Source organism: Winogradskyella thalassocola, from assembly GCF_900099995.1.
Lineage (GTDB): Bacteria > Bacteroidota > Bacteroidia > Flavobacteriales > Flavobacteriaceae > Winogradskyella > Winogradskyella thalassocola.
The window spans coordinates 416,058-441,447 of record NZ_FNCZ01000001.1 but is presented as its reverse complement, the minus strand read 5'-3'; the positions used below and the strand labels follow the sequence as shown (position 1 = coordinate 441,447).

Below are 25,390 nucleotides of genomic sequence, written 5' to 3'. Positions count from 1 at the left end.
TTTATTACGAAGGTACTAAAATTGTGTGATTAATTTAAGTTATATCTCATTCCAAAGAATAATCTTATACCTTGGTTTGGTCCATAAACGTAAGCTGGGTCAAAAGTTAACGCATAAGGATTATCTGGTGTAGGAATGACATCGCCATTGCTATTAAACTGTACATTCTCATCAAAAGGATCATCTGCTCTGGCAATTATGAATGGATTGCCTTTGTTTGGAGTCCAGTTGAGTAAGTTTTTTATTCCACCATAGATTTCTAAATTATCGAAACCGTCATAGGTCGCTTGTATATTTTGAATACTCCAAGTTGGAGAATATTCTGCTCTTGGGTCTAAGTCTCCTAGTAAGGGCAAGCGCATTGGACCATAAAGATTACCTGTATAATCGAAAGTAAGGTTAGTGGCATAATTTTTATAAGATAATGACCAAACACCAGAGTAGCGCTCTGTTAAAATTTGTTTGGTGCGTTCACCATTTTCAGTTTGTACAACATCTTGAAAAGTAGCACCAATTGAAGCACTAATACCACTTCCAAAAATCGCATCTATATTAAAACTCAAACCTTTGGATTCAGAGTAGCCATCAAGATTGTCATAGATAATTTGGTTGGGGTTGGTGTCATAATCGGGTATAATGGCATTGGTAAAATAAGTGTACCAAGCTGAGGTATCAAAAGTAAAATACATGCCATTGTTGAGGTACAATTTTTTGAGGTAGTTTAAATTAATGTTATAAGATTCTTCTGGTTGTAATTCGGATTGTATAAGAACATCTCTTGCGCCAGTAAGTGCGGCATGTTCTTCGGTAAATAAGTTCACCACTCTAAACCCTGTACCAGCGTTGAGTCTAATAATATCATTTTCGGTTGGTTTGTATTTGTAGGCTAATCGTGGTGTTAAAATACTACCATGTCTGCTGTCGTAATCGTATCGCAATCCTAAAAGTAAACTTTGTTTTTTAGTAAAGTCGATTTCATCTTGGATAAAAAGTGAAGGTATGGTGACTTCGTCTGCAGTTATGGTTGCAGTGGTATTATCGTTATAATAATTGTAACGGACTGCTGTTCCGAATAATAAATCGTGTTTATTAACGGTCTTATCCCAAATTAATTGTCCAAAACCAATACGTTGTTGTGCTAAATATGGAGTATCTCCATAAACTGAGTTTTGATCATGATCGGAATATGAAAACTGTAAATTTACTTTATCAGTCATTGGTAATTGGTAGTCTCCTAAAATTTCGAAACGTGAGGTGTAAATGCTTTCTCCGTAAACTTCATTGCCTCCTCTATAACTAGAATCCCATTGCATTTCTCCTCCCCATCGATCTTCGTAAAAATAACGACCAGCTAGGGAAAGTTTACGATTGTTAGTACGTTTAAAGTCCCATTTTTGAAATATTGAAATACGGTCTTGAAGCGTTACATCTGTAAAATTGTCATTATTGTTATCTTTCGGATTATCATATTTAAAATAATTAGTGCCAAATAGCACATTGGCTTTTTCGCCAACTTTGGCTTTAAAACCAAGATCTAAATTCGTTTCTCCCCAAGCCGTTACAAAGGCATCAGCAAAAAAACGTGGTGAGTTTTCTGGGAGTTTAGTAATTACATTTATGAGTCCACCAACAGCTTCACTACCATATAGTGATGATGCTGGGCCTTTAACAACTTCTATGCGCTCAATAAGCGAATTTGGAATGCCAGAAAGTCCATAAACCGTAGATAATCCGCTGACAATAGGCATTCCATCTATTAAAACAAGCGTGTAAGGGCCTTCGAGTCCATTTATATGAATATCTCCGGTATTACAAACACTACAATTTAATTGTGGTCTAACTCCGTTAATGTTCTGTAAGGCTTCAAAAATATTTGGAGTCGGGTTTTTCTTTAGAAATGTTGGTGTGTAAACTTCAACAGGTACAGGACTTTCTAGTCGAGATACGGGTTTTAGAGTTCCGGTAATTATAACTTCGTCCAAACTTTCATTATAGTTTAAATTAAAATTTAGGGTAAGGTCAGCATTAGTAATTTCAACTTTCTTTTTTTGTGTAGTATAACCAGCAAAAGATGCTGCAACATAATAAATTCCTGGTTCTAAATTTTTAATGCTAAAAAAACCATTCTCATCTGTTGTGGATCCTTTGGTTGTTGTTTCAATATAAATATTTGTATAAGGTAATGCTTCGCCTTCAGCGGTGACTTTACCTTTTATTTCATAAGTACTTTGTGCATGTATTGGTATAAAAGAAGTAAGTACAAACAGAATTATTAGTCTCATCTTTATTAATTTTTAATCAAATATAAATATATTTTTAGATTAGTCTAAAAATATTTTAAGAAGTTTACTTTTTCTATATTTGCTGTACACGATAAAACTATGATTACACTAACAGAAGAAAATTATATCAAAGCCATTTACCATTTAAGCAGTAATGGGGAAAAAACGGTGAATACCAATGCTATAGCTTCTGCGATGCAGACTAAAGCATCTTCTGTTACCGATATGATTAAGAAACTATCTGAAAAAAATTATGCGGATTATAAAAAATACCAAGGGGTTACATTAACAAGTGAAGGTAAGCGTGTTGCTATAAATATTATTCGTAAACATCGCCTTTGGGAAGTGTTTTTAGTTGAAAAACTAAATTTTTCTTGGGATGAGGTTCACGAAGTCGCAGAACATTTAGAGCATATTAAATCCGATAAATTGATTGATGAGTTAGATGCGTTCTTAGAGTTTCCAACTTATGATCCTCATGGAGATCCTATACCAGATAAGGAAGGTAACTTTAAGCATATTGAAAAAATAGTTTTGGCTAAAGCCGAAGTTGGCTCTACTTATAAATGTGTGGGAGTGGATGATACGTCTTCTAAGTTTTTAAAATATTTAGACAGTAATCATATTGCGCTCGGTACCATAATTACAGTGAAGCATAAAGAGCCTTTTGATAATTCTATAAAAATTGCTTTAGAACATTCGGAAATTGTAGTCTCCCAAAGTGTGGCTAAAAATTTATACTTAAAGAAGATTTAACTTCGCTTTAGATAGAATTTTTGCTTAAAACGCTAAACTTATCTTAAAATAGTTAGGTCTAATCGCTAGTGTTCATTTTACATTCTAATTTGGTAGATTATTTTAATAAATTCCTATAATATGTCTCATATGTTTAAGTCTAGTATCGTTTGTGCTTTGCTTTTAATACTTGCCACAAGTTGTAAAAGTGAAAAGAAAGAATCAATTGAAGTAGAAACATCAGAACCAATAGTAGAAAATAAGATTCTCACACCTGTCGAAACTATTGAAAAAGCGTATAGCAAGGATGTGTTTTTATCTAACGATGCTATTGAGTTAGATATGGTAATCAGTTTTGGTGGTAATGAACGCCTTAATGGTAAAATGACGTTTTTAACCAATTCAACAAAAGGGAAGATTGAATTGAAAGATGATACTTTTATATATTATGATGGCGAAAAAGTATTCCATTCTCCAAACCTTAAAAATGCTAAAGCAGCTCGATTTGATGCCTACACTTGGATGTATTTCTTACTATTTCCTAATAAATTGAGTGACCAAGGAACTATTTGGTCTGATGTAGCAACTTCAGAGTTAAATAACAAAACATACAATACACAAACGTTGACGTTTGAAGCTAATACAGGAGATGCTCCAGATGATTGGTATATTGTTTACAGCGATCCAACAACGAATATGATAGCTTATGCAGCTTACATTGTTACCGTTAATAAATCTACAGAAGCTGCCGAGTCAGATCCACATGCTATAGGTTATTCAAATTATAAAATGATTGATGGCGTCCCAATTGCACATAACTGGGAATTTTATGAGTGGTCTAAGGATGCCGGTTTAGGTAAGGTGATTGGTAATACGATTATCACGAATGTAAAGTTTGTAACTCCAGATGCTGATGCGTTTTCTATTCCTGCAGATTTTATAGAAAAATAGAATTAACTTATTTGCTATTCTTACTCTGTATAAAGGCTTTTAAGGCAAACAGGAGAATGATTTCTATACTCATATAGAAAACACCGTGAACAATAGTTACGTTAAATAGAATTACATATACTAGTGCGGACATAAAAAGGCCTAAGCATATAAGAATGCCACTGAAGAGGTCTTTTAAAAATGTTGTTTTGTTAGATTTATAATCGAAAATGTAAGCGATTAAAATAACGATTAATGACATCCGCAGCCATCATCACCGCCGCAAGCTTTGGCTGATTTTTTCTTAGGGGACCAAATATATTTCCGTACAAGAAAAAGTAAGGCCAAACCTACCGCAGAAAAAGCTAATATATTTTGAATTATTGTGTTCATTTATTTTAAGACTTGATAAGCGATTAAAGCTACAATATAAGCAAAAGCGCTCATAATCACTAATTGATACATTGGCCACTTCCATGAGTTCGTTTCCTTTTTTACAATGGCAAGTGTACTCATACATTGCATAGCAAAGGCATAGAATAAGAGTAATGAAATACCAGAAGCAAAGTTAAATAGTGGCCCACCTAAGATCGGATTTACTTCTCCAGCCATTCTGTTTTTAATGGTTTCTTCTTCATCACTACCAACGCTATAAATAGTGGCTAGTGTTCCAACAAAAACTTCACGCGCAGCAAAAGAACTTACGATGGCAATACCAATTTTCCAATCGTAACCTAAAGGTCTAATTGCTGGTTCTATAGCATGGCCTGCTATACCAATAAAGGAATGTTCTAGTTTATGAGATTCTATTTTTTGATTTAGTTCGTCTTCTGTTAAATTTTCTGAAGCGTATTGTTCAGTAACAATGGTTTCAGCATTATTAAAGTCGTCTCCTGGGCCATAAGACGCTAAAAACCACAATACAATAGAAATGGCAAGTATAATTTTACCAGCTCCAAATACAAAAGCTTTTGTTTTTTCTAAAACCGTTAATGCTACATTTTTGAATAATGGCAACTTGTAATTTGGCATTTCAACAACGAAGAAACTCTTACTTTTTATCTTAAGAATTTTATTTAAAATCCAAGCCGAACCAACCGCGGCTCCAAATCCAATAAGATATAAGAGCATTAAGGTTAGGGCCTGATAGCTTAATCCTAGTATTCGTCCTTCGGGTATAACCAAAGCAATAATGATAAGATATACAGGTAGTCTTGCCGAACACGTAGTGAAAGGAGTCACTAAAATAGTGATTAAACGCTCTTTCCAACTTTCAATATTTCGAGTTGCCATAATTGCAGGAATAGCACAAGCTGTTCCAGAAATTAAAGGCACAACACTTTTTCCACTAAGTCCAAAACGTCGCATAATTCTGTCCATTAAAAACACTACACGACTCATATAACCGCTTTCTTCAAGAATAGAAATAAACAGAAATAAGAAGGCAATCTGTGGAATGAATATAACGATACCTCCAAGCCCCGAAATAATACCTTCAGCCAACAGATTTGTAAACGCTCCTTCTGGTAAGTTGCTCTTAGTCCACTCGCTTAATGATGCAAATGAACTGTCAATAAAATCCATAGGAATGCTCGACCAATCGTAAATCGCTTGGAATATGGTGAGTAAAATAACCCCAAAAATTAAATAACCCCAAACTTTATGGGTTAGAATTCTATCTAATTTTATACGTAAATCTTTTGCCGATTTAAGGTCAATAGTTTGTCCTAATTTTAGTGTTTCGTTTATAAATTGGTAACGCTTTATAGTTTCCTTTTGTTGAAGTCGTTTTAAATCTGTTTTAGATTTTGTTTTAAAATCTTCTACAGCATCAAATGTTTGTCTGTCTGTTTTCCCGAAGTTAACATCTTGAGTTATAACTAACCAAAGTTTGTATAATAATTGATTTGGAAATGCTTTTCTTAGGTTGTCAAAATAGGCTTTATCTATGGTAGAGGCGTCTAGGCAAGGTTCTATAGAGAGTTCTTTATGAGTCGCTATTAATTCTTTTAGCTTGTCTATGCCCTTATTTTTTCTAGTACTTATTAAGGCTATTTTAGTTTTAAGTTGCTCTTCTAAATGCTCTATATTTAACGAAATGCCTTTGTATTCCATTCTGTCAGCCATGTTAATGACTAAAATTGTTGGAATTTTTAGATCTTTAATTTGAGTGAATAATAAAAGATTTCGTTTTAAATTTTCTACATCACTAACAACAACAGCAACATCAGGGTAATCTTTATCGGTTTTATTTAGTAGTAATTCAATCACGACGTTTTCATCTAAGGATGATGCGTTTAAACTATACGTTCCGGGTAAATCTATTATATGCGCTTTTACACCTCGTGGCAGTTTACAAATACCTTCTTTTTTTTCAACCGTAATACCAGGGTAATTACCAACTTTTTGATTTAATCCAGTTAGTGCATTGAAAACAGATGTTTTTCCAGTATTTGGATTTCCTATTAACGCGACGTTGATTTGCTTACTCATGCGCAGTTTCAATTATAATATGAATAGCAGTTTCTTTTCTAATGGCTAAATGCGTACCATTAATATTAAGATACATTGGGTCTGCGAAAGGTGCAACTTGTACAAGCTCTACCAAATTACCAGGTAAACAGCCCATTTCGAGCAATTTTAATGGAATATGTATAGAAGAAACATCAGTTATAATGCCATGTTGTCCGCGTTTTAGATCTGCTAATGTCAACCTTATCCTTATTTAGATTAATTTTAAAGAAGCAAAAGTAAGCGATTTTTTTTAGTGTAAAAAACTAGACCATGAATATTTGAATACGATGTTGTTTTAATTGCTAATTCTAAGTGTAAAACAAGTCGGAATTTTTAGTTCTAAGTCATTAACTAAACACTAATAGAGCTAAGAGCCACCAAAGTATTTTAAGGTCTCAATATCTTCTAAAAGACGGTCAATATCTTCTGGTTTTGTACCATCATAAAAGCCTCTAATTTGACGCTTTTTATCTATCAACATAAAGTTCTCGGTATGTATCATATCATACTGATCTCCATTGCCATCAGTTTTTACGGCTAAGTAACTTTTTCTGGCCAGCTCGTAGATTTGTTTTTTGTCACCAGTAACTAAATTCCATTTTCGGTCAATAACTCCTTTTTCAAGCGCATATTTTTTTAGTTGAGCAACGCTATCAATTTTTGGAGTCACTGAGTGAGAAAGCAACATAATATCATCATCATTAATAATAGCCTTCTGTACGCGTTCCATATTTTTAGTCATAATCGGACAAATGGTTTGGCAAGTGGTAAAGAAGAAATCTGCGACATATATTTTGTCTTTGTAGGTATCTTGCGTTATAGTTTCTCCATTTTGATTGGTTAAACTAAAGTCTGCAATCTTATGATATTTTAATTGGTATTGAATCGTACTATCTACTAATTCTTCGCTTACCATACCAGGTTGATAAATAGGCAGTTGTTGTTTTACATTTAATACATTATAAATTATAGTTATGATGATAATACAAAGTATAGAAAAGAATATTCCGAATTTTTTATACCCTTTAAAAAAAGTAAGAAACGACATTATAATGTGTTTAAATTTTGAAGCGTAAAGGTACGATTCAAGCTAATTTTCTAAACCTTTTTTAACATAAATGTGAGGAATTTGTACGCATATTAATAAATTGATGTTAAAAATAAATCGATAAGAAATACAATTATTTCCTAAGTGACTGTAAAACGTTACTTTTGCAAATCGAAATTTGAAAATGATTACATGGAATTTGTTATAAAAATATCTCAATTTTTACTTAGTTTATCCTTACTTATTGTGTTACACGAGTTAGGGCATTTTATACCAGCAAAGCTTTTTAAGACTAAAGTCGAAAAATTTTACCTCTTTTTTGATGTGAAGTTTTCACTCTTCAAAAAGAAAATTGGTGATACGGAATATGGTATTGGTTGGTTGCCACTTGGAGGCTATGTGAAAATCGCAGGAATGATTGACGAGAGCATGGATAAGGAAGCAATGGCTCTTCCACCACAACCTTGGGAATTTCGTTCTAAGCCAGCATGGCAACGTTTAATTATAATGCTTGGTGGTGTTACGGTGAACTTTATTTTAGCCTACTTTATATACGTCGCTATTTCTTTTGCGTATGGAGATACAGATGTTACTACGGATAGCATGAAAGATGGTTTTTGGATAGAAAACAATTTGCTTTTAGATGTTGGTTTTAAAAACGGTGATAAAATATTAGCCATTAATGACGAAAAGGTTGACACCTATTATGATGTTAGAAAAAACTTAGTAAATGGTGAAAAGTATTCTATAGTTAGAGATGGTGAAAATAAAGAGATCGTACTTCCAAAAGATTTCTTGGGTCAGCTATCTTCTGCTGAAAGAAAGAATGGAACCTTTAAATTAAGAATTCCATTTATGGTTGGCAGTGTGCCAGACACATCAATAAATAAAGGTGCAGACTTAACTAAGGGAGATGTTTTATTGTCTGTTAACGGAACTGATTTGCGTTATTTTGATCAATTTGAATCTCGATTGTTAGACTATAAGAATCAGTCTGTAGACGCCACTTTTTTAAGAGGTGATGAAAAAATAAACACAACTTTAAAGGTGGATGACAATGGTAGAGTTGGAATTTTCCCAGCATCACATAATTCTCGATTTGCTGAACTTGGGTATTTTAATATTATCCATAAAGATTATACCTTCTTAGAAAGTTTTGGTGGTGGAGTTGATAAGTTTAAAGAACAGGTTTCTGGGTATTTTGATCAATTAGGAAAGATTTTTACACCAAGTACAGGTGCTTATAAAGGCGTTGGTGGATTTAAAGCGATTTTCGATGTGTTCCCTGACCAATGGATTTGGCAAGATTTCTGGGGGTTAACAGCCTTTTTATCTATTATGTTAGCCATACTTAATTTATTGCCAATACCAGCTTTAGATGGTGGACACGTGGTGTTTCTACTATATGAAATGATTTCTGGACGTAAGCCAAGCGAAAAGTTTTTAGAGCGTGCACAAGTAATTGGATTCTTTATTTTAATAGCTTTAGTGCTGTTTGCCAACGGTAATGATATTTTTAAAGCTGTTACAAATTAATAGTTTTTTAATTTTAACAAAAAAAATATTATTTCGTTTTGTAATATTGAAAATACTGTCTATATTTGCATCCGCTAACGCGAAAAAATACATACTTTAGTTCTGCTAATAATAACCAAATAGTAAGAGCGATTGATTGTTAATTGAGCCTCGAAAGTTTTTTGAGATTCATTAGAGTCTAAGAAAAGTGAAGTTTAGTGCCTTCTAAAACACACTAAAAAAAGGAATTTTATTCCTCTTTAGCTCAGTTGGTTAGAGCATCTGACTGTTAATCAGAGGGTCCTTAGTTCGAGCCTAAGAAGAGGAGCAAGAGTAGACAAGCCATCAGAAATGATGGCTTTCTTGTTTTCTAATCTTTTGGAAGCCTTGTTAATCCTAGTAAGAAGCTCTATAGCAATATTCGTTTTCTTGGTTCGACATTCGTTTTTAGAAATTATCAGTTTTTCGGGGATTAATAAACCAAGTATCTTAATTTTTTGGTCAAAGTCTCCGTTCTCAAAGAGCTGAGGCATATTTTTTATCATTTTAACTGCGGTTTCAATAGTTTTTACAGATAACGCTTTGGCTTCTTTAAGTTCTTCTAATTCCGCTCTTAAAGACATTAAATTTGTATTGTATCTGTTAATCATTCGATTAAAGACTTCTTCTTTCATTCCGTCAGAAGCATATTTGTCCTCGGTATTTTCAATGAGGTTTATCGTTCCTTGTATTTTTTGATTAAAATTTTTTATTTGCTCTTCTTTGCTACCACATTTAGTTTTTTGAACATCAGTCATTATCTCTGTATATAAATCGAAAACATTATCACTTACCTTAACTTTATTAAGAACCTCAGTGTTAAAAATTTTATGAGTGTAGGTGGCAGATAGACGTGTTTTACAGTCTCCTTTACAATGGTAATAGCCATATTTACCACCATTTCCTCTTGAAACACTCCCAGTTAGTGTGCTACCGCATTTTCCACATTCTAAAAAACCTCTAAGTGGAAGGACTTCATTTTTTTTACAAGGAGGTTTTGCGTTTCTGTTCTTGCCTTGAAGAACCGCTTGTACTTTATTGAACGTTTTATGGTCTGTAATAGCTTCATGTAAACCGTTTGTCCAATATGCATCTGTCTTTTTGTATTCTTTAACTTTTACTTCACCTAAATACGCTCGATTACGTAACATGTTGTAAAAAGTTTGTTTTCCTTTTTTGTACCCTTTTGTTTGGTAATGTCTTCTTAGTCCTTCAAGAGATTCAACGCCCAATGATACTCTTTTGAAAATTTCAGTTAGTAATAGGGCGTCATTATTAGGTCTCATGGATGCATATTTCCCAAAACGAACTCTGGAATATCCGTAAGGTGGTGTCCCTATAAATGCACCATCTTTAGTTGCTTTATGCAGTCCATCTTTAGTTCTAGCAGAAATATTATCGTTTTCTACTTCTGGCATGATTAGGTACATTGAAAGCATTACTTTTTGATTAGGAACAGATAAATCCAAAGGTTGTTCAACTGCATTTACAGTAATGCCCCATTCGCGGAATTTTCTGATAACCCCCATGGCTTCTTCCATGTTTCTAGAGAATCTATCCCATTTGGTAAATAATACTCTTTGTATGATTTTTCTATTTGCCTTAACGAAGGTTTCAAGCTTTTTCCACTCTGGTCTATTAAAGTTTTTCGCGGAATGGTCTTCAATATATTCGTTGGCTATACCGTAATTGTTTATTTCGCAGTAGGTTTTAAGTACATCTCTTTGGTGGTCTCTACCATAACCGTAATCGGCTTGTTCATCTGTGCTGACTCTGCTGTATATTATTGTATCTAAATTCATTTTTTTTAATTATCAATTATCAATTATCAATTATCTTGTTGTTGCTGAAACTGCATTTCAGCGATTGTATAGAGTACTATTTTTAAAGTTTCTATCTCGTTATTAGTGTACTCAATTCCATTTTTGTTTAAAATCTTTTTACATTTTGTAAAACTTAACATCATTAACCAGTCACTCTTTCCTCTTATTTTTTTTGAGTGACGAGGATTATTTTTTTAAGGTCGGTCGACCAGAACGATATTCTGTTCTTTATAAGCCGTAGCTTGTCTATTCCTATTTCGCTCGAAATTTGAATAGGTTAGATTACATCTGAAAACTTGTGTTTTTAGCGTAATTTGGTATTATGTGGTTAAGGGTTGTTTGTTTGCTGAAATCACTCTTGTAGTTAACTTTTAGAGTGATGAGAAATGTTAATTTCTTAAAGCAAAGATACTCCCAAAAAAATGAAGATGCAATGTATTTTTTTAAATAGCTCTGACAATAGTTTGTAAATGAGTTGTTTAAAAGGGTATAAAACGCAGTGTTTTAGCCCCTATTTACTAATGTCCTACATTTGACATGTTTTTTGAAATTAGTTTGAGTACTCTCTGCCTATTCCCTCTAATTTATCTATTTAAGCACGTTTTTGTATCCGTTCTTACTAAATGTACATTTTCAAAATAGATACCTCAACATTATGTTTTAATCAAACTTCGGATAAAAATTTTAGAAATTGTAATAAAGTAGTGTCATATTGAAACAGTTATACTTTAGGAGTAAAAACAACTATTTAATAAAAAAGTGTGCCAAAATAGTTTACTTTTTGAAATTGTCTCGTATATATAGATAGTAGAACTTGAATAATCCCCTTGTATGGAGTTCTTGTATCTATTAATTTCTAAAATACTAATGAAGTATGAGAAAGTAAATGATTTTTTAAAAATTATTAATAAAGGTAAAAGTACATTGTATCGATTTTATCGTAAAAACGAATATTTGTATTTTGAAACAAAAAAGCTAAAGCATAAAAGGTTAATACCAGAAACACATGCCAAATATTTCAATTCGGAATTAATGCACGAGGAAAACAAAGTGTTAAATCAAAAGAATCAATCTATGCGGAATCTAATTGATTGTCTAGTAGATAAAGATTCATTACAAGCTAGGTTATGGTATATGGATTGGACTTACTTTTTTACGGTAGCATATAAGTATGAGCGAAATAAAAAGAGTTGTTTCAAGATGATGCACGGCTGTTACGATTATTTAATAGGCAAATATGGTATTGAAACTGATATTAGATTATTCTTTACTACAGAGCCGTTTGCAAATCGTAAAGGTTATCATAATCACTTTGCATTATACGTCAGTAATACAAAATTACATGATGAGGTTGTAAAAGCGATTCAAAGCTATTTTAGTTTTGATAGGGTTGATTATGGTAAATACGATAAGTATCAAGCTGGCGTGTTCTACATGAGCAAAGAAGGGCTTGTAAATGAGGATTGGGATTTACTTGGAAATAATTTAAGTGATAAAAACATGAACGATGAAAGTAATACTAACAACTGAACAGTATAAGGTCTTGAAAGAGCAAATTGACAAACTTCAATTAAATTCAATAAAGATTAAAATGAAGGTAGATGCACTTAAACAATTAGTAATATAGCTTGTGTTACTTTTAGACTATGGTCTATTAGTGATACGATTAATTTGAGAGCTCAGACAATTTCATTGATGAAATGTTGTGTTAATTATACATACCCTAAATTTGCTACATTAATATGATTGTTTTATCTTTAGATTACAATCAAAAAAAATACAGACCATGAAAGCACGTTACGTTAGAATCAGTACACCTAATCAAAATAAGGAACGTCAATTGGTAAATAATTACCCGAACGAAAAATTGTATATTGATGTATGTAGCGGGGCAATACCATTTAATAAAAGGGAACAGGGAGTGCAATTATTGAAATCTGTAGAATTCGCTGAAATTGAAAATATAAGTGTGCATGCTGTGGATCGATTAGGTAGAAATTTATTGGATATTCTTACCACATTAAAGTACTTAGACGACCATAAGGTCTCAGTTAAAATTGATTCTTTAGGTTTAGAAAGTAGAATTAAGAATAAACCAAATCCTGCATTCAAATTAATTACCACAGTAATGGGGCAAATTGGGGAAATGGAAAGGGAAACGATGCTCGAAAGACAAAAAGAGGGTATTGCAATAGCAAAAGCTAAAGGAGTGTATAAAGGTCGAGTGAGAGGATCGAAACAATCGGACAAGGAATTTTTGTCCAATTACACGAGTGTAATCAAAGAACTCAATGCGGGGATGTCTCTTCGTAAAACATCCAAACTATGTGATGTTTCACTTGGAACAGTACAAAAAGTCAAACGTATATTTTCTGCGTAAAACAATATTGGAATATGCATATTCGTCGATGTCACGTTTGTTTATTTATGGTTAATAGTTTTAGTATATTATTATGTTTCGCGGATTGACATAGCTAAATATCCTAAAAGTTTATATGTCAATTGTTGTTTGTTAAGTTTTGATTTAAAAAGTTTTTTTGAATATGTTGAACTCGAGCATAAAATGGGGTTTGATTATCAACTCAATAACGACGGGCTCTCTCTGAACTGACTATGTTCTTGTTTTATTAGCCGATATTAGTTTTTAATAAAATCTATTTTCGTATAGTGATGATTTTTAAGTTATTTAAAATTTAAAAAGTTCATTTATACGAATGTAACGGGTAACTATGAAATGTTGTCAATTCTTAATTTTGTGCGATAATTATTAATATCTACATTATTTATTTTTTGTAAAATCAGTTTTGCGGCTTCAATACCTACTTTATCAGTAGCTTTATTGACAATGAAAGTGTTACAATTATCCAATTCATTGGGTCTATCAAAGATTATTACTGGTTTACCTTTGCGTTTAAATAATTCTATGTGGCTGTAATCATTTAGTAGTTCAGTTTCTTTAGTTGTATATATAATTATACCATCCACGCAACCGTCTCCCATTTTTGCTAGATTTTTGGATTCTTTATTAATAGATTCATCCGATATTGATATAATAAGCTTATATCCACTTTTGTCTAAATAGTTTTCAATGCCAACTAACACTTTAGCGTAAAATGGATTTAAGATAGTTGGTACTATTAAGCCTATAGTTTTAGTATACCCTCTGCGAATACTTGTAGCAAAATGATTGGGGACATAATTACACTGTCTAGCAAACTCTCTAACCCTTTTTTTAGTAATTACACTTATTTCTGAGCTATCAGAAAGTGATTTTGATACTGTAGATATTGATAAGTTTAAGGCCTTAGATATTTCGGATAATGTAGTTCTAGATTGAATCATAATGGTCTAATTGTTTTCATTTCTTAGATTTTGTTCCCATGTCCATGATGAGCTAATCATGTCTTCTAAATTTTTAGTGGCAGTCCATCCTAATTTTACTTTAGCAAGATCAGTAGAGGCGTAAAGCTGAGGAACATCACCATCTCTTCGTTCTGTAATTTCATAGTTGAGTTTACATTTTGTGGCACTTTCAAAAGTATGTATAACGTCCAATACAGAGTATCCAATTCCTGTGCCTAGATTAAAAAACTCTAATGAAGTTTCCTGCTTATTATTAATTAAGCGTTTAATAGCTATAACATGTGCTTTTGCTAAATCTATTACATGAATATAATCTCTAATTGGTGTGCCATCTTTGGTGGGGTAGTCATTACCATATACCATTAATTTTTCTCTAATGCCAGCTGCGGTTTGAGTTATATATGGCATTAGATTATTAGGAATACCATTGGGTAGTTCTCCTATTTTACCAGATTCATGTGCGCCTATGGGATTAAAGTATCGTAATGAAATAGCAGAAAAAGACTTGTTGCTTTTTGTAAAATCATCTAGAATTTCTTCTGCCATTTTTTTAGTGTTTCCATAAGGGGAAAATGGGCGTTGAGTTTCATTTTCTTCGGTTATAGGTAGGGTTTCTGGGGTTCCATAGACCGTGGCGGAGGATGAAAATATAAATTTATTTATATTCAAGTTGCTTTGAGATTCTAGCGTGTTTAATAAGGAATAAAGGTTATTCTTATAATACATTAATGGCTTTTCTACGGATTCGCCTACGGCCTTGTGAGCGGCAAAATGTATAACTCCTTCGGCGTCATAATGAGCTAGAAAAGCCTTGTGCGTCTCGTCAGCATCTTTTAAATCGACATTTATGAGGGTTGGAGCGGTGCCGGTGATCTGATAAATGCGCTCTATTGTTTTTTTAGAAGAATTAGAAAAGTCATCGAAAATTACAACGTTAAAACCAGATTTAATTAGTTCAATTGCGGTGTGTGAACCAATATAGCCACAACCACCAGTTACTATTATTTTATGTGCCATTTTTTATATAGAATTTTATTTTAGGTGACTAAACTATGAAAAAAAACTAAAAACGCCTACTAGTACCTACCGGTTTGTTTAATTGAAATTTTATTTTATATTTGTTATATGGGAATCGTAACGATAAAAGAGGAGTCAGGTACGCCAAAGTACAAACAAATAGTAATTTCTATAGAAGAAGCAATAGTTAATGGCTCACTAAAAAAAGGTGATAAATTACCTTCTTTAAATAGCATTAAGAATCAATTTTCGCTCTCAAGAGATACTGTGCTCTCTGCGTTTAACGAATTGAAAATAAGAGGGATTGTGCAGTCTGTAGTTGGTAAGGGTTACTATGTTTTGAGTGAAGATGTTGGAGTAAATCAGAAGATTTTTGTGTTGTTTGATGAACTTAATTCATTTAAAGAAGATTTATATAATTCTTTTCTAGCTGCATTAGGCGAAAAGGTGCAGGTTGATATATTTTTCCATCATTTCAATCCTAATGTTTTTGATAAACTGATAAAAGATAATGATGGCAATTACAGTCATTATGTAATTATGCCAGCAAATTTAATGAATACAGAGGCTTCAATTAAAAGACTTCCGGACGATAAAGTTTACATCTTAGATCAAGTGCATAAAGAATTGTTGATGTATCCTTCCGTTTACCAAAATTTTAAAAAAGATATTTATGAAGGGCTTACTAAAGGTTTGTCGCTTATAAAATCCTACGAAAAAATCATTTTACTGTTTTCAGATATAAAACAGCCTTCTGGAATAAAAGAAGGTTTCGAAATGTTTTGCTTAAACAATAATTTTAAATATGAAATTATTGAAAACTTAAATGATAGAGTTTTGTCAGTGGGAGAATTGTATATGCTTCTAGACGATAGAGATTTAATAAGAGTAATAAAAAGAATTAAAGTTGAGAAATTAGTTATTGCGAAAGATATTGGTGTTATATCCGTAAATGATTCTCTGTTAAAAGAGATTGTCGAAGGTGGTATTACAACTATTTCTACCGATTTTAATCTTATGGGTAAACGTTTAGCTCATATGATTATGAATAACGAGTTTGCACAAATAGAAAACCCTAATAACCTAATTGTAAGAAAATCACTGTAATCAATTGTATAAATTAAAGAACATAAAAAAGGACGGCTTAGATTATATAAAGCTACAAAACCCTAATGAAACAACTGAAGCAAGCATATGTCTTAGTCAAGGCGCAAGGCTGAGCGAATTTATTTTTAATAATATGGAAATCGTCTCAAGTATAAGGCCAGAAACCTATAAAGACAACTATGCATCATCAATATTATTTCCATTTGCCAATAGAATTAAAGATGGGAAATATAGCTTTGAAGGTATAGATTATCATCTTTTATGTAATGAGGAAGATAAAAACAATGCGTTGCACGGTTTAGTTTATGATAAGCCCTTTACAATCATCAATAAAAGCCTGACTTCTAAATCTGCTTCGGTAACATTACTTTATGTAAGTGAAGGTCAATTAATAGGTTTTCCATTCAAGTATCATTTTGAAGTAACTTATACATTAAACCCAATGGGTATTAATTTGAGTATTAATATTAAGAATAATGGTGAATCGTCATTTCCTTTCACTTTAGGATGGCACCCATATTTTACAAGTTCTCATTTATCTGTTAGTACGATGGAATTTACGAGTAGCAAAAAATTTTTACAAGATGGGCGGAACATTGTATCTGGAAGTGAAGATTCTAAAGAGGTAATGCCGTATCAGATTAAAGGGAAAAAGTTAGATGATGCTTTTAATCTCCAAAATAATACGATAAAATTTTTAACACCTCAATATCATTTAAAGATTGAGTGCTTAAGTGAAGCTAATTACTTGCAGCTCTATACACCTAGTAATCCAAATATTATTGCTATTGAGCCAATGACTGGTGTTTCAAATAGTTTTAATAATAAAATAGGATTACAAATACTTAATGTTAATGATAGCTATAAACTCGATTGGATAATAAGTGTTGAAACATAAAAATGTATCTGCCAAATCATATAAAACTCGTTTGTTTTCAGTTTAATATAATTTATGAGGTAGAGAATCTAATTTTAAAAGGACTATAAGTCGTCTTATGAATATGAATAAAAAATTAATTAAAGAAGTTAATCGAAGTTTCGAAAAATATTTCAAAACGAAGCCTTTATTAGTGTTTTCTCCTGGTAGAATTAACCTAATAGGTGAACATACTGATTATAACGAAGGGTTTGTGTTTCCAGCGGCAATAAATAAAGGTATTGTTTTAGCAATAGAGAAGAGTGATTTTGAAGTTAGTAAGGTGTTTGCTTTAAATAAAGACGAAGTGTATGAGTTTGGTTTAGGTGAAATTAAGCCTCTTAAAGATGGTGGTTGGAGAAATTATATTTTAGGTGTGATTTCAGAGTTACAGAAGTTAGGTTTCGAAATTGGAAATTTTGACGCTGTTTTTGCGGGTGATATTCCCGGTGGTGCTGGTATGTCTTCTTCTGCAGCTTTAGAAAATAGCTTTGTGTATGGTTTAAATGAATTGTTCAAATTAGGGCTATCTAAAACTGAGATGATTGTTGTTTCTCAAAAAGCGGAGCACAATTATGCTGGCGTTAAGTGCGGTATAATGGATCAATATGCAAGCATGTTCGGGGTGAAAAAGAGTGCTTTGCTTCTAGATTGTAGAACTGTTGAGTCAAAGCCTTTTAAAATTGATTTTGGTGATTATAAGTTAATGTTAATTAATACCAATGTTAAGCATGATTTATCAGAAACTGCATATAATGATAGAAGGTCTGTTTGTGAAATGGTTTCTGAGAAACTTAATGTTAAAGCGTTGAGAGACGTTTTATTGAAGGAATTGGAGCCTGTTAAATCAGAAATTACAGAATCAGATTATCAAAAGGTGTCCTATATTATCGAGGAGAATAGTCGTGTTCAGTCATTTTCTGAAGCAATTAAAGAACATAATTTAGAGTTGTTAGGTCAACTGTTGTATCAGTCTCACGATGGTCTAAGTGAGAAGTATAAAGTAAGTTGTGTAGAATTAGATTTTTTAGTTAATGAAACAAAAAAGAACAAAAATATTCTTGGTGCTCGAATGATGGGAGGCGGTTTTGGTGGTTGTACTATTAATCTAATATTGAAGAGCGAATTTAAAAAATTTAAAAAAGATATTTCTAAAAAATTTAAATCAGAATTCGGACAAGCTTGTTCGGTATATAGTGTTAAATTATCTCAAGGAACACACGTTGTCAATAAAACATATTAAGATGAATACAGATTTGCAAGATTACTCGCATAAACGATTCAATATTTTAACGGGAGAGTGGGTTTTAGTATCTCCTCATAGGGCAAAAAGGCCATGGCAAGGTCAAAATGAAGAGGTTTCGGGAGAGGACCGTCCTTCTCATGATCCAAGCTGCTATTTGTGCGCTGGCAATACTAGAATTAATGGAGAGCAAAATCCGAATTATAAGGATGTATTTGTATTTAATAATGATTTTGCGGCTTTACAATCTAATTCTAAAACTTTTTCTGTTGATGATGGTTTGTTTAAAGCAGAAAGTGAACAAGGTATTTGTAAGGTCATTTGCTTTAGTCCAGATCACTCTAAGAGTCTAGCAGATATGGCTGTGGATGACATAAATAAGGTGGTTGAAACTTGGCAGAATGAATATAAAATTTTAGGATCTGAATCGATAATTAATTACGTGCAAATTTTTGAAAATAAAGGAGCAGTAATGGGTTGTAGTAACCCGCATCCACATGGACAAATTTGGAGTCAATCAACCTTGCCAAACGAGGTCGAAAAAAAGGATAAACAGCAAGAAGCGTATTTTAATAAAAAACAGAGTAGTCTTTTAGGTGATTACTTAAAGCAAGAACTTGAGGCTACAGAACGCATTATATATGAAAACAATCATTTTGTTGTACTTACTCCTTTTTGGGCAGTATGGCCATTTGAAACTATGATTGTTCCTAAAAGAGCACAAAAAAATATTTTGGAATTATCTAAAAATGAGAGTTTGAGTTTTGCAGATGTCATATCTAAAATTACAAAAGCTTACGATAAACTTTTTAAATCCTCCTTTCCTTATTCAAGTGGAATTCATCAGGCTCCAACGAATGGTAGATCGAATAATCATTGGCACTGGCATATGAGTTTTTATCCTCCATTATTAAGAAGTGCTACAGTAAAGAAATTTATGGTTGGATATGAGATGTTTGGGTCACCGCAACGTGATATTACTGCAGAACAAGCGGTTGGTAGATTAAAGGGGTTAATAGAGTAATGCGGTTAAAATTATTTGGTCTGACTTTTTTTGTAGTTTCTTGGTGATTTGCCCATAAAATTCTTAAATATTCTAGAAAAATAAAGAGGATCATCTATGCCTACTTTAAAGCTTATTTCTTTTATGCTTAAATCAGTATAATTTAAATATTCACAGGCTTTCTGAGTTTTCTTTAAATTAAAAAATACCATAATAGAATAACCGGTATTTGTTTTAAATTTAGTGTGTAAATAGGATTTAGAATAATTAAATTTTGCTGCAATTTCATCTAGAGTAAAATTTTTATCTAGATTATTTAATAGGTGATTCTTTATTGAGTCTATTAAAGTATTTCCATGGTTTAATTCAATGCTAGATTCGAAATCGTGGTAAATGAAAGAACTTATAAAATTAAGACTAAGTAAGTTGGCATATTCTATCTGATTTTCTAAATAGCTTCGATTAAATAAGCTAAACACTTTGTCAAAAAGCTCAATAGTTTCTAGGGTGAAAGGTACATTTTTATAGTTATTGGTGTTTGTTGTAATGTATCTCTGGTATAAATCTGGTGCTATTGTTCCATCAAAGTGAAACCAATAAATGCTCCAAGGATCAGTTTCATCAGCTCTATATTGGTGTCCTGTTTTTTTTGGAATAATAAAGAACTGATTGGGGTTTATTAATGTTCTAGTTCCATCTAAAATAATTTCACCACTTCCCTTCGTGCAATAAATAAAGATATATTGATTAGAACCTTTTTTTCTAGTTCTATAATGATGGTTAGCTTTAGGATAATAGCCTAGATCAGTGATGTAAAATTTTTTTGTGATTCGATTATTTTGGGCAACAGTTTTGATAGATTTTGGTAGTGCTATCATTTTCTGTCCAAGAAAACCTTCTTTTAATGCTATATTCTCCATTTAGTTGGTCTATGATTTACGTAATACTGATTAATTATTATGCCGTTGTCTGTCCAATATATTTAATTTCAATAACGCTTATGGATATTGTATTTAAATGGTGTTTGTACTTATAGATTATATTCTTTTTGAATAATTACTAATCTCAAAGTTCTCTTTAAATCCATTTTATTTAGTTTCAGAGTGTTATGATAATACAATTATTCTGTATATAGTTTATAATTAACAAAAATAGTAGAATCATCCATGTTTTAGGTTTTTGTGTCTATTTTTATGCGTTTAATAAGTGATAGATTTGTAAATAAATGTAGATATAATTTGATTTTCGTCAAAAAAATGACATAAAAAATATAATTATAGCATTTTTCTTTAAGCTCATGGTCTCTATCTAAAATTGGTGAGTTTTATTTAAAAGAATAATCATCTATGTTTTAACTAAGCAAAAACAACTAATATATCAACAATGAAAACAACAAAAACAAATTTATTACTTATTATAGGCATTTTCATGTTTATAATAGGTTGTAGTGATGATGATTCTGTAGATGTAGATTCTGTTCCAGAATTTGTATCATTGGTAGAAGAGATTTCATCGCTGCCCGGACAAACTTTAACATTTCAAGGGGTGTTTAGTGATCCTGCAGGCATTGAGACTATTAACATTAAATATGAAGATTGGTTTTTAGATAAATCAATTGTCAAGAGTGATTCCTTGTTTACTACTTATACATTGTCTTACGACTTTTTGGTGCCAGTAGACGCAGAACCGAATAGCTCACATGTTATTCCTGTTACAATTGCCAATAGAGGTGGTATAACTAATACTAGAGATGTTGTTGTTACTTTAAACCAAGATATTACTAATCCAATTTTAACTATTGCTAGCCCAGCAGATAGTTCTACTGTTTTAATTGGTGATGGTAATGAAATTACTTTAAGTTTTACGGCTACTGATGAGGAATTAGCCGAAGTAATTATTGAAAGCACTTTAGTAAATGAAACAATAACGGTAACAGATGAAACTTTTAGTTATACTAACGAATTCGATATATCTATACCAGATACTTACACGTTTACAATCACTGCAACAGATCTTTCTGGGAATATAACCACAAAAACGGTTTCTGTAAATGTGTTCAATGAACTTTTATTTGATGTGATGTATATTACCGATGTTACAACAAATGAAGAGCTTAATTCTGATATTTTCGGTATTCCATATGCCGCCGCCGCAAGTGAAGTCGTTGGTGAAGACGGTTATGTGTTTACAGCAAAATATTATTCTCCAGTTACAAATACTGAAGTTAGATTTTTACCGCAAAAGACATCTTTTTCTCCTTATACCTTTGGGGCAAATCCAGATGTTTCAGGTGAACTAGCTCTTGGTACAGATGCAACAGTAAGCCCAATTATATTGCCAGAAATTGGCTATTATGAAATTACGATGGATCTAAATACTCAGAGTTATACTGTAACACCTTATAATCCATCGGATGACGCTTATGATCAAGTATATGTTATAGGTAGAGGTGTTTTTACTGCTGATTCTTCAACATGTACTTCTAATGTAGATGGAAGTAATCAATGCTGGCATTTTAACTCGGGCCAGCCATTTGTTCAAGATGCAAATTCATCATACTTGTGGACATTAGATGTCACTATAGATGATCAGCCTGATGATGAAGGCGAAAATGGATTTATATTGAATGCAAATCCAAGTGGATGGGCTCCATTTTGGAGGGTCGATAATGCTGAGGACCCTGAAGCTACTGTACCAGGTGGAGGTTCTAATTATGTTTTTCCTGATTCAGCTTTGGGTGGGGAATACACTTTAATTTTCGATACTCATTTAAATAGAATTTCAGCAATTCTTAGATAAATTATACACCAAACTAAATCAATTCTTACATGAAATACAAGATTTTATTTATCACTAGTTTTTTGCTGGCTAGCTTTACGTTAGTAGCTCAAAATTTAGTAACAGGAACTATTACAGATGAAACAGGGCAGCCTATACCGGGTGTTAATATATTAGAAAAGAAAACTACAAACGGAGCTGTTTCTGATTTTGACGGAAATTATAGCATTAAAGTTAATGATAATGCCACATTAGTATTTAGTTATGTGGGGTTTAAAACACAGGAATTGGTAGTTGATGGAAAGAATACTATTTCTATTGTTTTAATAACAGACGATTCGCAATTAGAGGAAGTAGTGTTAATCGGTTATGGTTCTGTAAAGCGAGATAAGATTACATCTTCTATTTCTTCCGTAAAGGGAGAAGAGATTGCTAAAATGGTGGCTAGTAATCCAGCGGAAGCTCTTCAAGGTAAAGCAGCAGGGGTACAAGTATTGTCTTCAGGTGGTAATCCTGGTGCGTCTCCACAAATATTAATTAGGGGTATTACAAGTAATAATGGTAGTCAGCCACTTATAGTGGTGGATGGTGTTATGTTACCAAGCGGGTCTTCATTAAACTTTATAAATCCTGGAGATATTGAGAATTTTCAAATTTTAAAAGATGCTTCTGCAAGTGCCATTTATGGCTCTAGGGCTTCAAATGGTGTGGTTTTAATTACAACAAAGAGAGGTAAAGAAGGTAAGGCAGTAATCAATTTAGATATATCTCATGGAACTCAGCAATTAGAGAAAATTAATATGGCGGGTGCAGATGAATATATGAGAGTTGTTAATCTTCGACGAACTAACGATGGTAACCAGCCTCTATATGACCCAAACGATATTACGACGGATACAGATTGGTGGAATGAGGTAATAGAAAATTATGCTCCTATAACTAATGTTAATCTTAGAGCTTCAGGTGGATCAGAAAAAATTAACTATGCGGGTAGCTTGAGTTTCTTTGATCAACAATCTAACTACACGAAAGGTTGGTATCAAAAAGTCACCGGACGATTTAATGTTGATTTTAAAATTTCGGATAAAATTACTTTAAAGCAAGATTTAAGTCCAAGAATGGAACGTTACGAAAATACACCTGGAATTCTATACAATCTTCTAAGAATAGATCCTTTGACGGATGTTTATATTCCGCAAAGTGAGCGCATAGGGCGCAATAGTTATAGTATATATGCGGCAAGTAATAATAGTGTTCCAAACCCTGTTGGTACAGTTGCTAGAAGTTTCAATGAAACTATGTTTTTTGGATTTTTCTCTAATACACAATTAGATTATGATATTACACCAGAACTTACGTTTTCATCACAGTTCGGTCTTAACATTTCACAATCAGGAACTGATGCTTTTCAGCCAGAGTATTATACAAATCCAAACCAACAGAACGAAATTAATACCGTTTATAGAAATACCAATCAAAGTTTAGATTACGTACTTAATAATACGCTTAATTTTACTAAGACAATTAATGAGAAACATTATTTAAATGTATTAGTCGGCCTGTTATACGATTCTCAAAACTATAATTACCTTAATGGATCTAGAGAGGGTGTGCCGGACAGTGAGAACCCAAACTTGTGGTATATTGATGCAGCAACAGGAGAAGGGTTGACCGTAAATAATAACGAGTCTACAGATAATATTTTGTCAGGTATTTTTAGAGCTATATATAGTTTTGATAATAAATATTTTATAACAGCATCAACAAGAGTTGATCAATCTTCAAGATTTCCAAAGGATAATAGAACAGGTGTGTTTTCTAGTACATCCTTTGCTTGGGATGTAGATTCGGAAGAATTCTTTAATAGCGAAGTCATTAATAACTTAAGATTAAAGGTAGGTGTAGGAGAAGTTGGTAATCAAAATATTAGTAGAAATGGGCAATTCTTTTCTGTAGGGTCTGATAGTTATGTTTTTGGTGATGATAGAGTTGTGGGAAGCTATTTGTCCCAATTCGGTAATACAAGACTAAAATGGGAAACTGTAAAAGATCAAAATTTAGGTCTGGAAATGAGTTTGTTTGATAATGCATTAGACTTTTCAGTCGAGGTTTATAAAAGAACTTCAAAAGATTTATTATTTAATGTAGAATTACCGAATTATACGGGTATACCTGGTTTAGTTGCTCAGAATGTTGGTAGTTTCGAGTCTAAAGGAATCGACTTTCAGATAGGTTATAACAAAACTATGGGTGATTTTACTTTGGGCTTAGACCTAAATGTATCAACAAATGAAAGTAAAGCAAAAGCGCTCGCTCCTGGTAATGAGCAAATATTTGGTCAGAATAGATCAGATTTAGGTAACAGATTTATAAAAATCACTGAAGAAGGTGAGACAGTTGGTTTATTTTATGGTTTTAAATATGATGGCATATTTCAAAATCAAACAGAAATAAATTCGCATTCCTCAGAGAATGGTGCTTTGTTGCAACCTAATGCAAGGCCAGGAGATGTTCGGTTTGTGGATGCAAATGACGATGGACTATTAAATGATGATGATTTACAGGTGATTGGTAATCCCTTTGCTGATTTTTATGGAGGTCTAACGGTAAATATGGGCTATAAGAATTTTGATTTATCCATGCAGTGGTATGGGACTTATGGTAATGACGTTTTTAATTATCCAACAACCTTTTTATACTCTGGCGTCCAAGATGTAAATGTTATCGCTGGTGCATTAGATAATGTGTGGTCACCAACAAATACTAGTGCAAAATACCCGAGGTTAACACAGCAAGATCGTAATGGTAATTATCAACGTCCTTCAGATTTATTTATTGAAGATGGATCTTATCTGAGATTGCGAAACATTCAATTAGGTTATAACTTTAAATTAAAAGGATTCCAGAAATGTAGATTATATGTATCAGGCCAAAACCTTATTACAATTACTAATTATTCTGGGTTTGATCCTGAGGTTGCAGCAGGAGGGAATGTTATTAACGACTTCGGTATAGACTATGCGAGAAACCCAATAACAAAAACCTATTTATTAGGTCTTAATTTAACATTATAAAAA

General features: G+C 32.4%; 19 protein-coding genes and 1 tRNA gene. 12 read left to right on the top strand and 8 right to left on the bottom strand.

The features are described 5' to 3' along the window. Positions 1 to 29: 29 nt before the first annotated feature. Positions 30 to 2,282 carry a TonB-dependent receptor gene (locus tag BLT80_RS01835; protein WP_092465880.1) on the bottom strand — a complete coding sequence of 751 codons (2,253 nt, stop codon included), beginning with the start codon at positions 2,280 to 2,282 and terminating at the stop codon, positions 30 to 32. Between the two features lie 99 nt (positions 2,283 to 2,381). On the opposite strand from BLT80_RS01835, the gene BLT80_RS01830 reads away from it, so the two are divergent. Together BLT80_RS01830 and BLT80_RS01825 are read left to right on the top strand one after the other, a co-directional pair. After that, complete coding sequence (locus BLT80_RS01830; protein ID WP_092465879.1) at positions 2,382 to 3,038, top strand: metal-dependent transcriptional regulator; 657 nt, start codon at positions 2,382 to 2,384, stop codon at positions 3,036 to 3,038. 120 nt (positions 3,039 to 3,158) lie between these two features. Further along, positions 3,159 to 3,968: a DUF6503 family protein gene (locus BLT80_RS01825; protein WP_139180996.1), complete on the top strand. Its 810-nt coding sequence runs from the start codon at positions 3,159 to 3,161 to the stop codon at positions 3,966 to 3,968. A 372-nt stretch (positions 3,969 to 4,340) separates the two neighbouring features. Here the strand turns inward: BLT80_RS01825 and feoB are convergent, their stop codons facing one another. The 3 genes from feoB to BLT80_RS01805 form a co-directional block, all read right to left on the bottom strand. Continuing rightward, positions 4,341 to 6,440 (bottom strand): ferrous iron transport protein B, encoded by a 2,100-nt coding sequence (gene feoB / locus BLT80_RS01815; protein WP_092465876.1) that lies wholly within the window; start codon positions 6,438 to 6,440, stop codon positions 4,341 to 4,343. Beyond that, positions 6,433 to 6,666, bottom strand: coding sequence for a FeoA family protein (locus BLT80_RS01810; protein ID WP_092465875.1), 234 nt, complete (start codon positions 6,664 to 6,666; stop codon positions 6,433 to 6,435). Before BLT80_RS01810 ends, feoB begins: the two co-directional genes overlap by 8 nt. Before the next feature lie 162 nt (positions 6,667 to 6,828). Then, entirely contained in the window at positions 6,829 to 7,509 is a 681-nt protein-coding gene (locus BLT80_RS01805; RefSeq protein ID WP_092465874.1) for an SCO family protein, read from the bottom strand. A 192-nt stretch (positions 7,510 to 7,701) separates the two neighbouring features. Between BLT80_RS01805 and rseP the strand changes: the two genes are divergently transcribed. After that, entirely contained in the window at positions 7,702 to 9,045 is a 1,344-nt protein-coding gene (rseP, locus tag BLT80_RS01800; protein WP_092465873.1) for an RIP metalloprotease RseP, read from the top strand. Positions 9,046 to 9,278: 233 nt separating this feature from the next. Continuing rightward, a tRNA-Asn gene (locus BLT80_RS01795) sits at positions 9,279 to 9,352 on the top strand. Here BLT80_RS01795 and BLT80_RS01790 read toward each other — a convergent pair. After that, positions 9,318 to 10,865 carry a recombinase family protein gene (locus BLT80_RS01790; protein WP_092465872.1) on the bottom strand — a complete coding sequence of 516 codons (1,548 nt, stop codon included), beginning with the start codon at positions 10,863 to 10,865 and terminating at the stop codon, positions 9,318 to 9,320. The genes BLT80_RS01795 and BLT80_RS01790 overlap by 35 nt on opposite strands. Positions 10,866 to 11,753: 888 nt before the next feature. Between BLT80_RS01790 and BLT80_RS01785 the strand changes: the two genes are divergently transcribed. Beyond that, positions 11,754 to 12,416, top strand: a complete 663-nt coding sequence (locus BLT80_RS01785) for a hypothetical protein (RefSeq protein ID WP_092465871.1) — start codon at positions 11,754 to 11,756, stop codon at positions 12,414 to 12,416. A 256-nt stretch (positions 12,417 to 12,672) separates the two neighbouring features. Continuing rightward, entirely contained in the window at positions 12,673 to 13,266 is a 594-nt protein-coding gene (locus BLT80_RS01780) for a recombinase family protein (protein ID WP_092465870.1), read from the top strand. Between the two features lie 347 nt (positions 13,267 to 13,613). On the opposite strand, the gene BLT80_RS01775 is transcribed toward BLT80_RS01780, so the two are convergent. Together BLT80_RS01775 and galE are read right to left on the bottom strand one after the other, a co-directional pair. Further along, positions 13,614 to 14,228, bottom strand: coding sequence for a LacI family DNA-binding transcriptional regulator (locus BLT80_RS01775; protein ID WP_092465869.1), 615 nt, complete (start codon positions 14,226 to 14,228; stop codon positions 13,614 to 13,616). A 6-nt stretch (positions 14,229 to 14,234) separates the two neighbouring features. Next, positions 14,235 to 15,266 carry a UDP-glucose 4-epimerase GalE gene (gene galE, locus BLT80_RS01770; protein WP_092465868.1) on the bottom strand — a complete coding sequence of 344 codons (1,032 nt, stop codon included), beginning with the start codon at positions 15,264 to 15,266 and terminating at the stop codon, positions 14,235 to 14,237. A 108-nt stretch (positions 15,267 to 15,374) separates the two neighbouring features. Here galE and BLT80_RS01765 point away from each other — a divergent pair, with 108 nt between their 5' ends. The 4 genes from BLT80_RS01765 to BLT80_RS01750 all read left to right on the top strand — a co-directional run bounded on the left by BLT80_RS01765 (position 15,375) and on the right by BLT80_RS01750 (position 19,556). Further along, positions 15,375 to 16,373 carry a GntR family transcriptional regulator gene (locus BLT80_RS01765; RefSeq protein ID WP_092465867.1) on the top strand — a complete coding sequence of 333 codons (999 nt, stop codon included), beginning with the start codon at positions 15,375 to 15,377 and terminating at the stop codon, positions 16,371 to 16,373. A 4-nt stretch (positions 16,374 to 16,377) separates the two neighbouring features. Continuing rightward, positions 16,378 to 17,271 carry an aldose 1-epimerase gene (locus tag BLT80_RS01760; RefSeq protein WP_092465866.1) on the top strand — a complete coding sequence of 298 codons (894 nt, stop codon included), beginning with the start codon at positions 16,378 to 16,380 and terminating at the stop codon, positions 17,269 to 17,271. A 103-nt stretch (positions 17,272 to 17,374) separates the two neighbouring features. Further along, entirely contained in the window at positions 17,375 to 18,532 is a 1,158-nt protein-coding gene (gene galK, locus BLT80_RS01755; protein WP_092466857.1) for a galactokinase, read from the top strand. Between the two features lies 1 nt (position 18,533). After that, on the top strand, positions 18,534 to 19,556 hold the full coding sequence (locus BLT80_RS01750; protein ID WP_092465865.1) for a UDP-glucose--hexose-1-phosphate uridylyltransferase: 1,023 nt from the start codon (positions 18,534 to 18,536) through the stop codon (positions 19,554 to 19,556). Positions 19,557 to 19,567: 11 nt separating this feature from the next. Here BLT80_RS01750 and BLT80_RS01745 read toward each other — a convergent pair whose 3' ends face one another. After that, complete coding sequence (locus tag BLT80_RS01745) at positions 19,568 to 20,455, bottom strand: AraC family transcriptional regulator (RefSeq protein ID WP_092465864.1); 888 nt, start codon at positions 20,453 to 20,455, stop codon at positions 19,568 to 19,570. A 463-nt stretch (positions 20,456 to 20,918) separates the two neighbouring features. Between BLT80_RS01745 and BLT80_RS01740 the strand changes: the two genes are divergently transcribed. Together BLT80_RS01740 and BLT80_RS01735 are read left to right on the top strand one after the other, a co-directional pair. Then, on the top strand, positions 20,919 to 22,334 hold the full coding sequence (locus BLT80_RS01740; RefSeq protein ID WP_092465863.1) for a hypothetical protein: 1,416 nt from the start codon (positions 20,919 to 20,921) through the stop codon (positions 22,332 to 22,334). A gap of 29 nt (positions 22,335 to 22,363) precedes the next feature. After that, positions 22,364 to 25,387, top strand: coding sequence for a SusC/RagA family TonB-linked outer membrane protein (locus tag BLT80_RS01735; protein WP_092465862.1), 3,024 nt, complete (start codon positions 22,364 to 22,366; stop codon positions 25,385 to 25,387). The last annotated feature ends 3 nt before the right edge of the window (positions 25,388 to 25,390 follow it).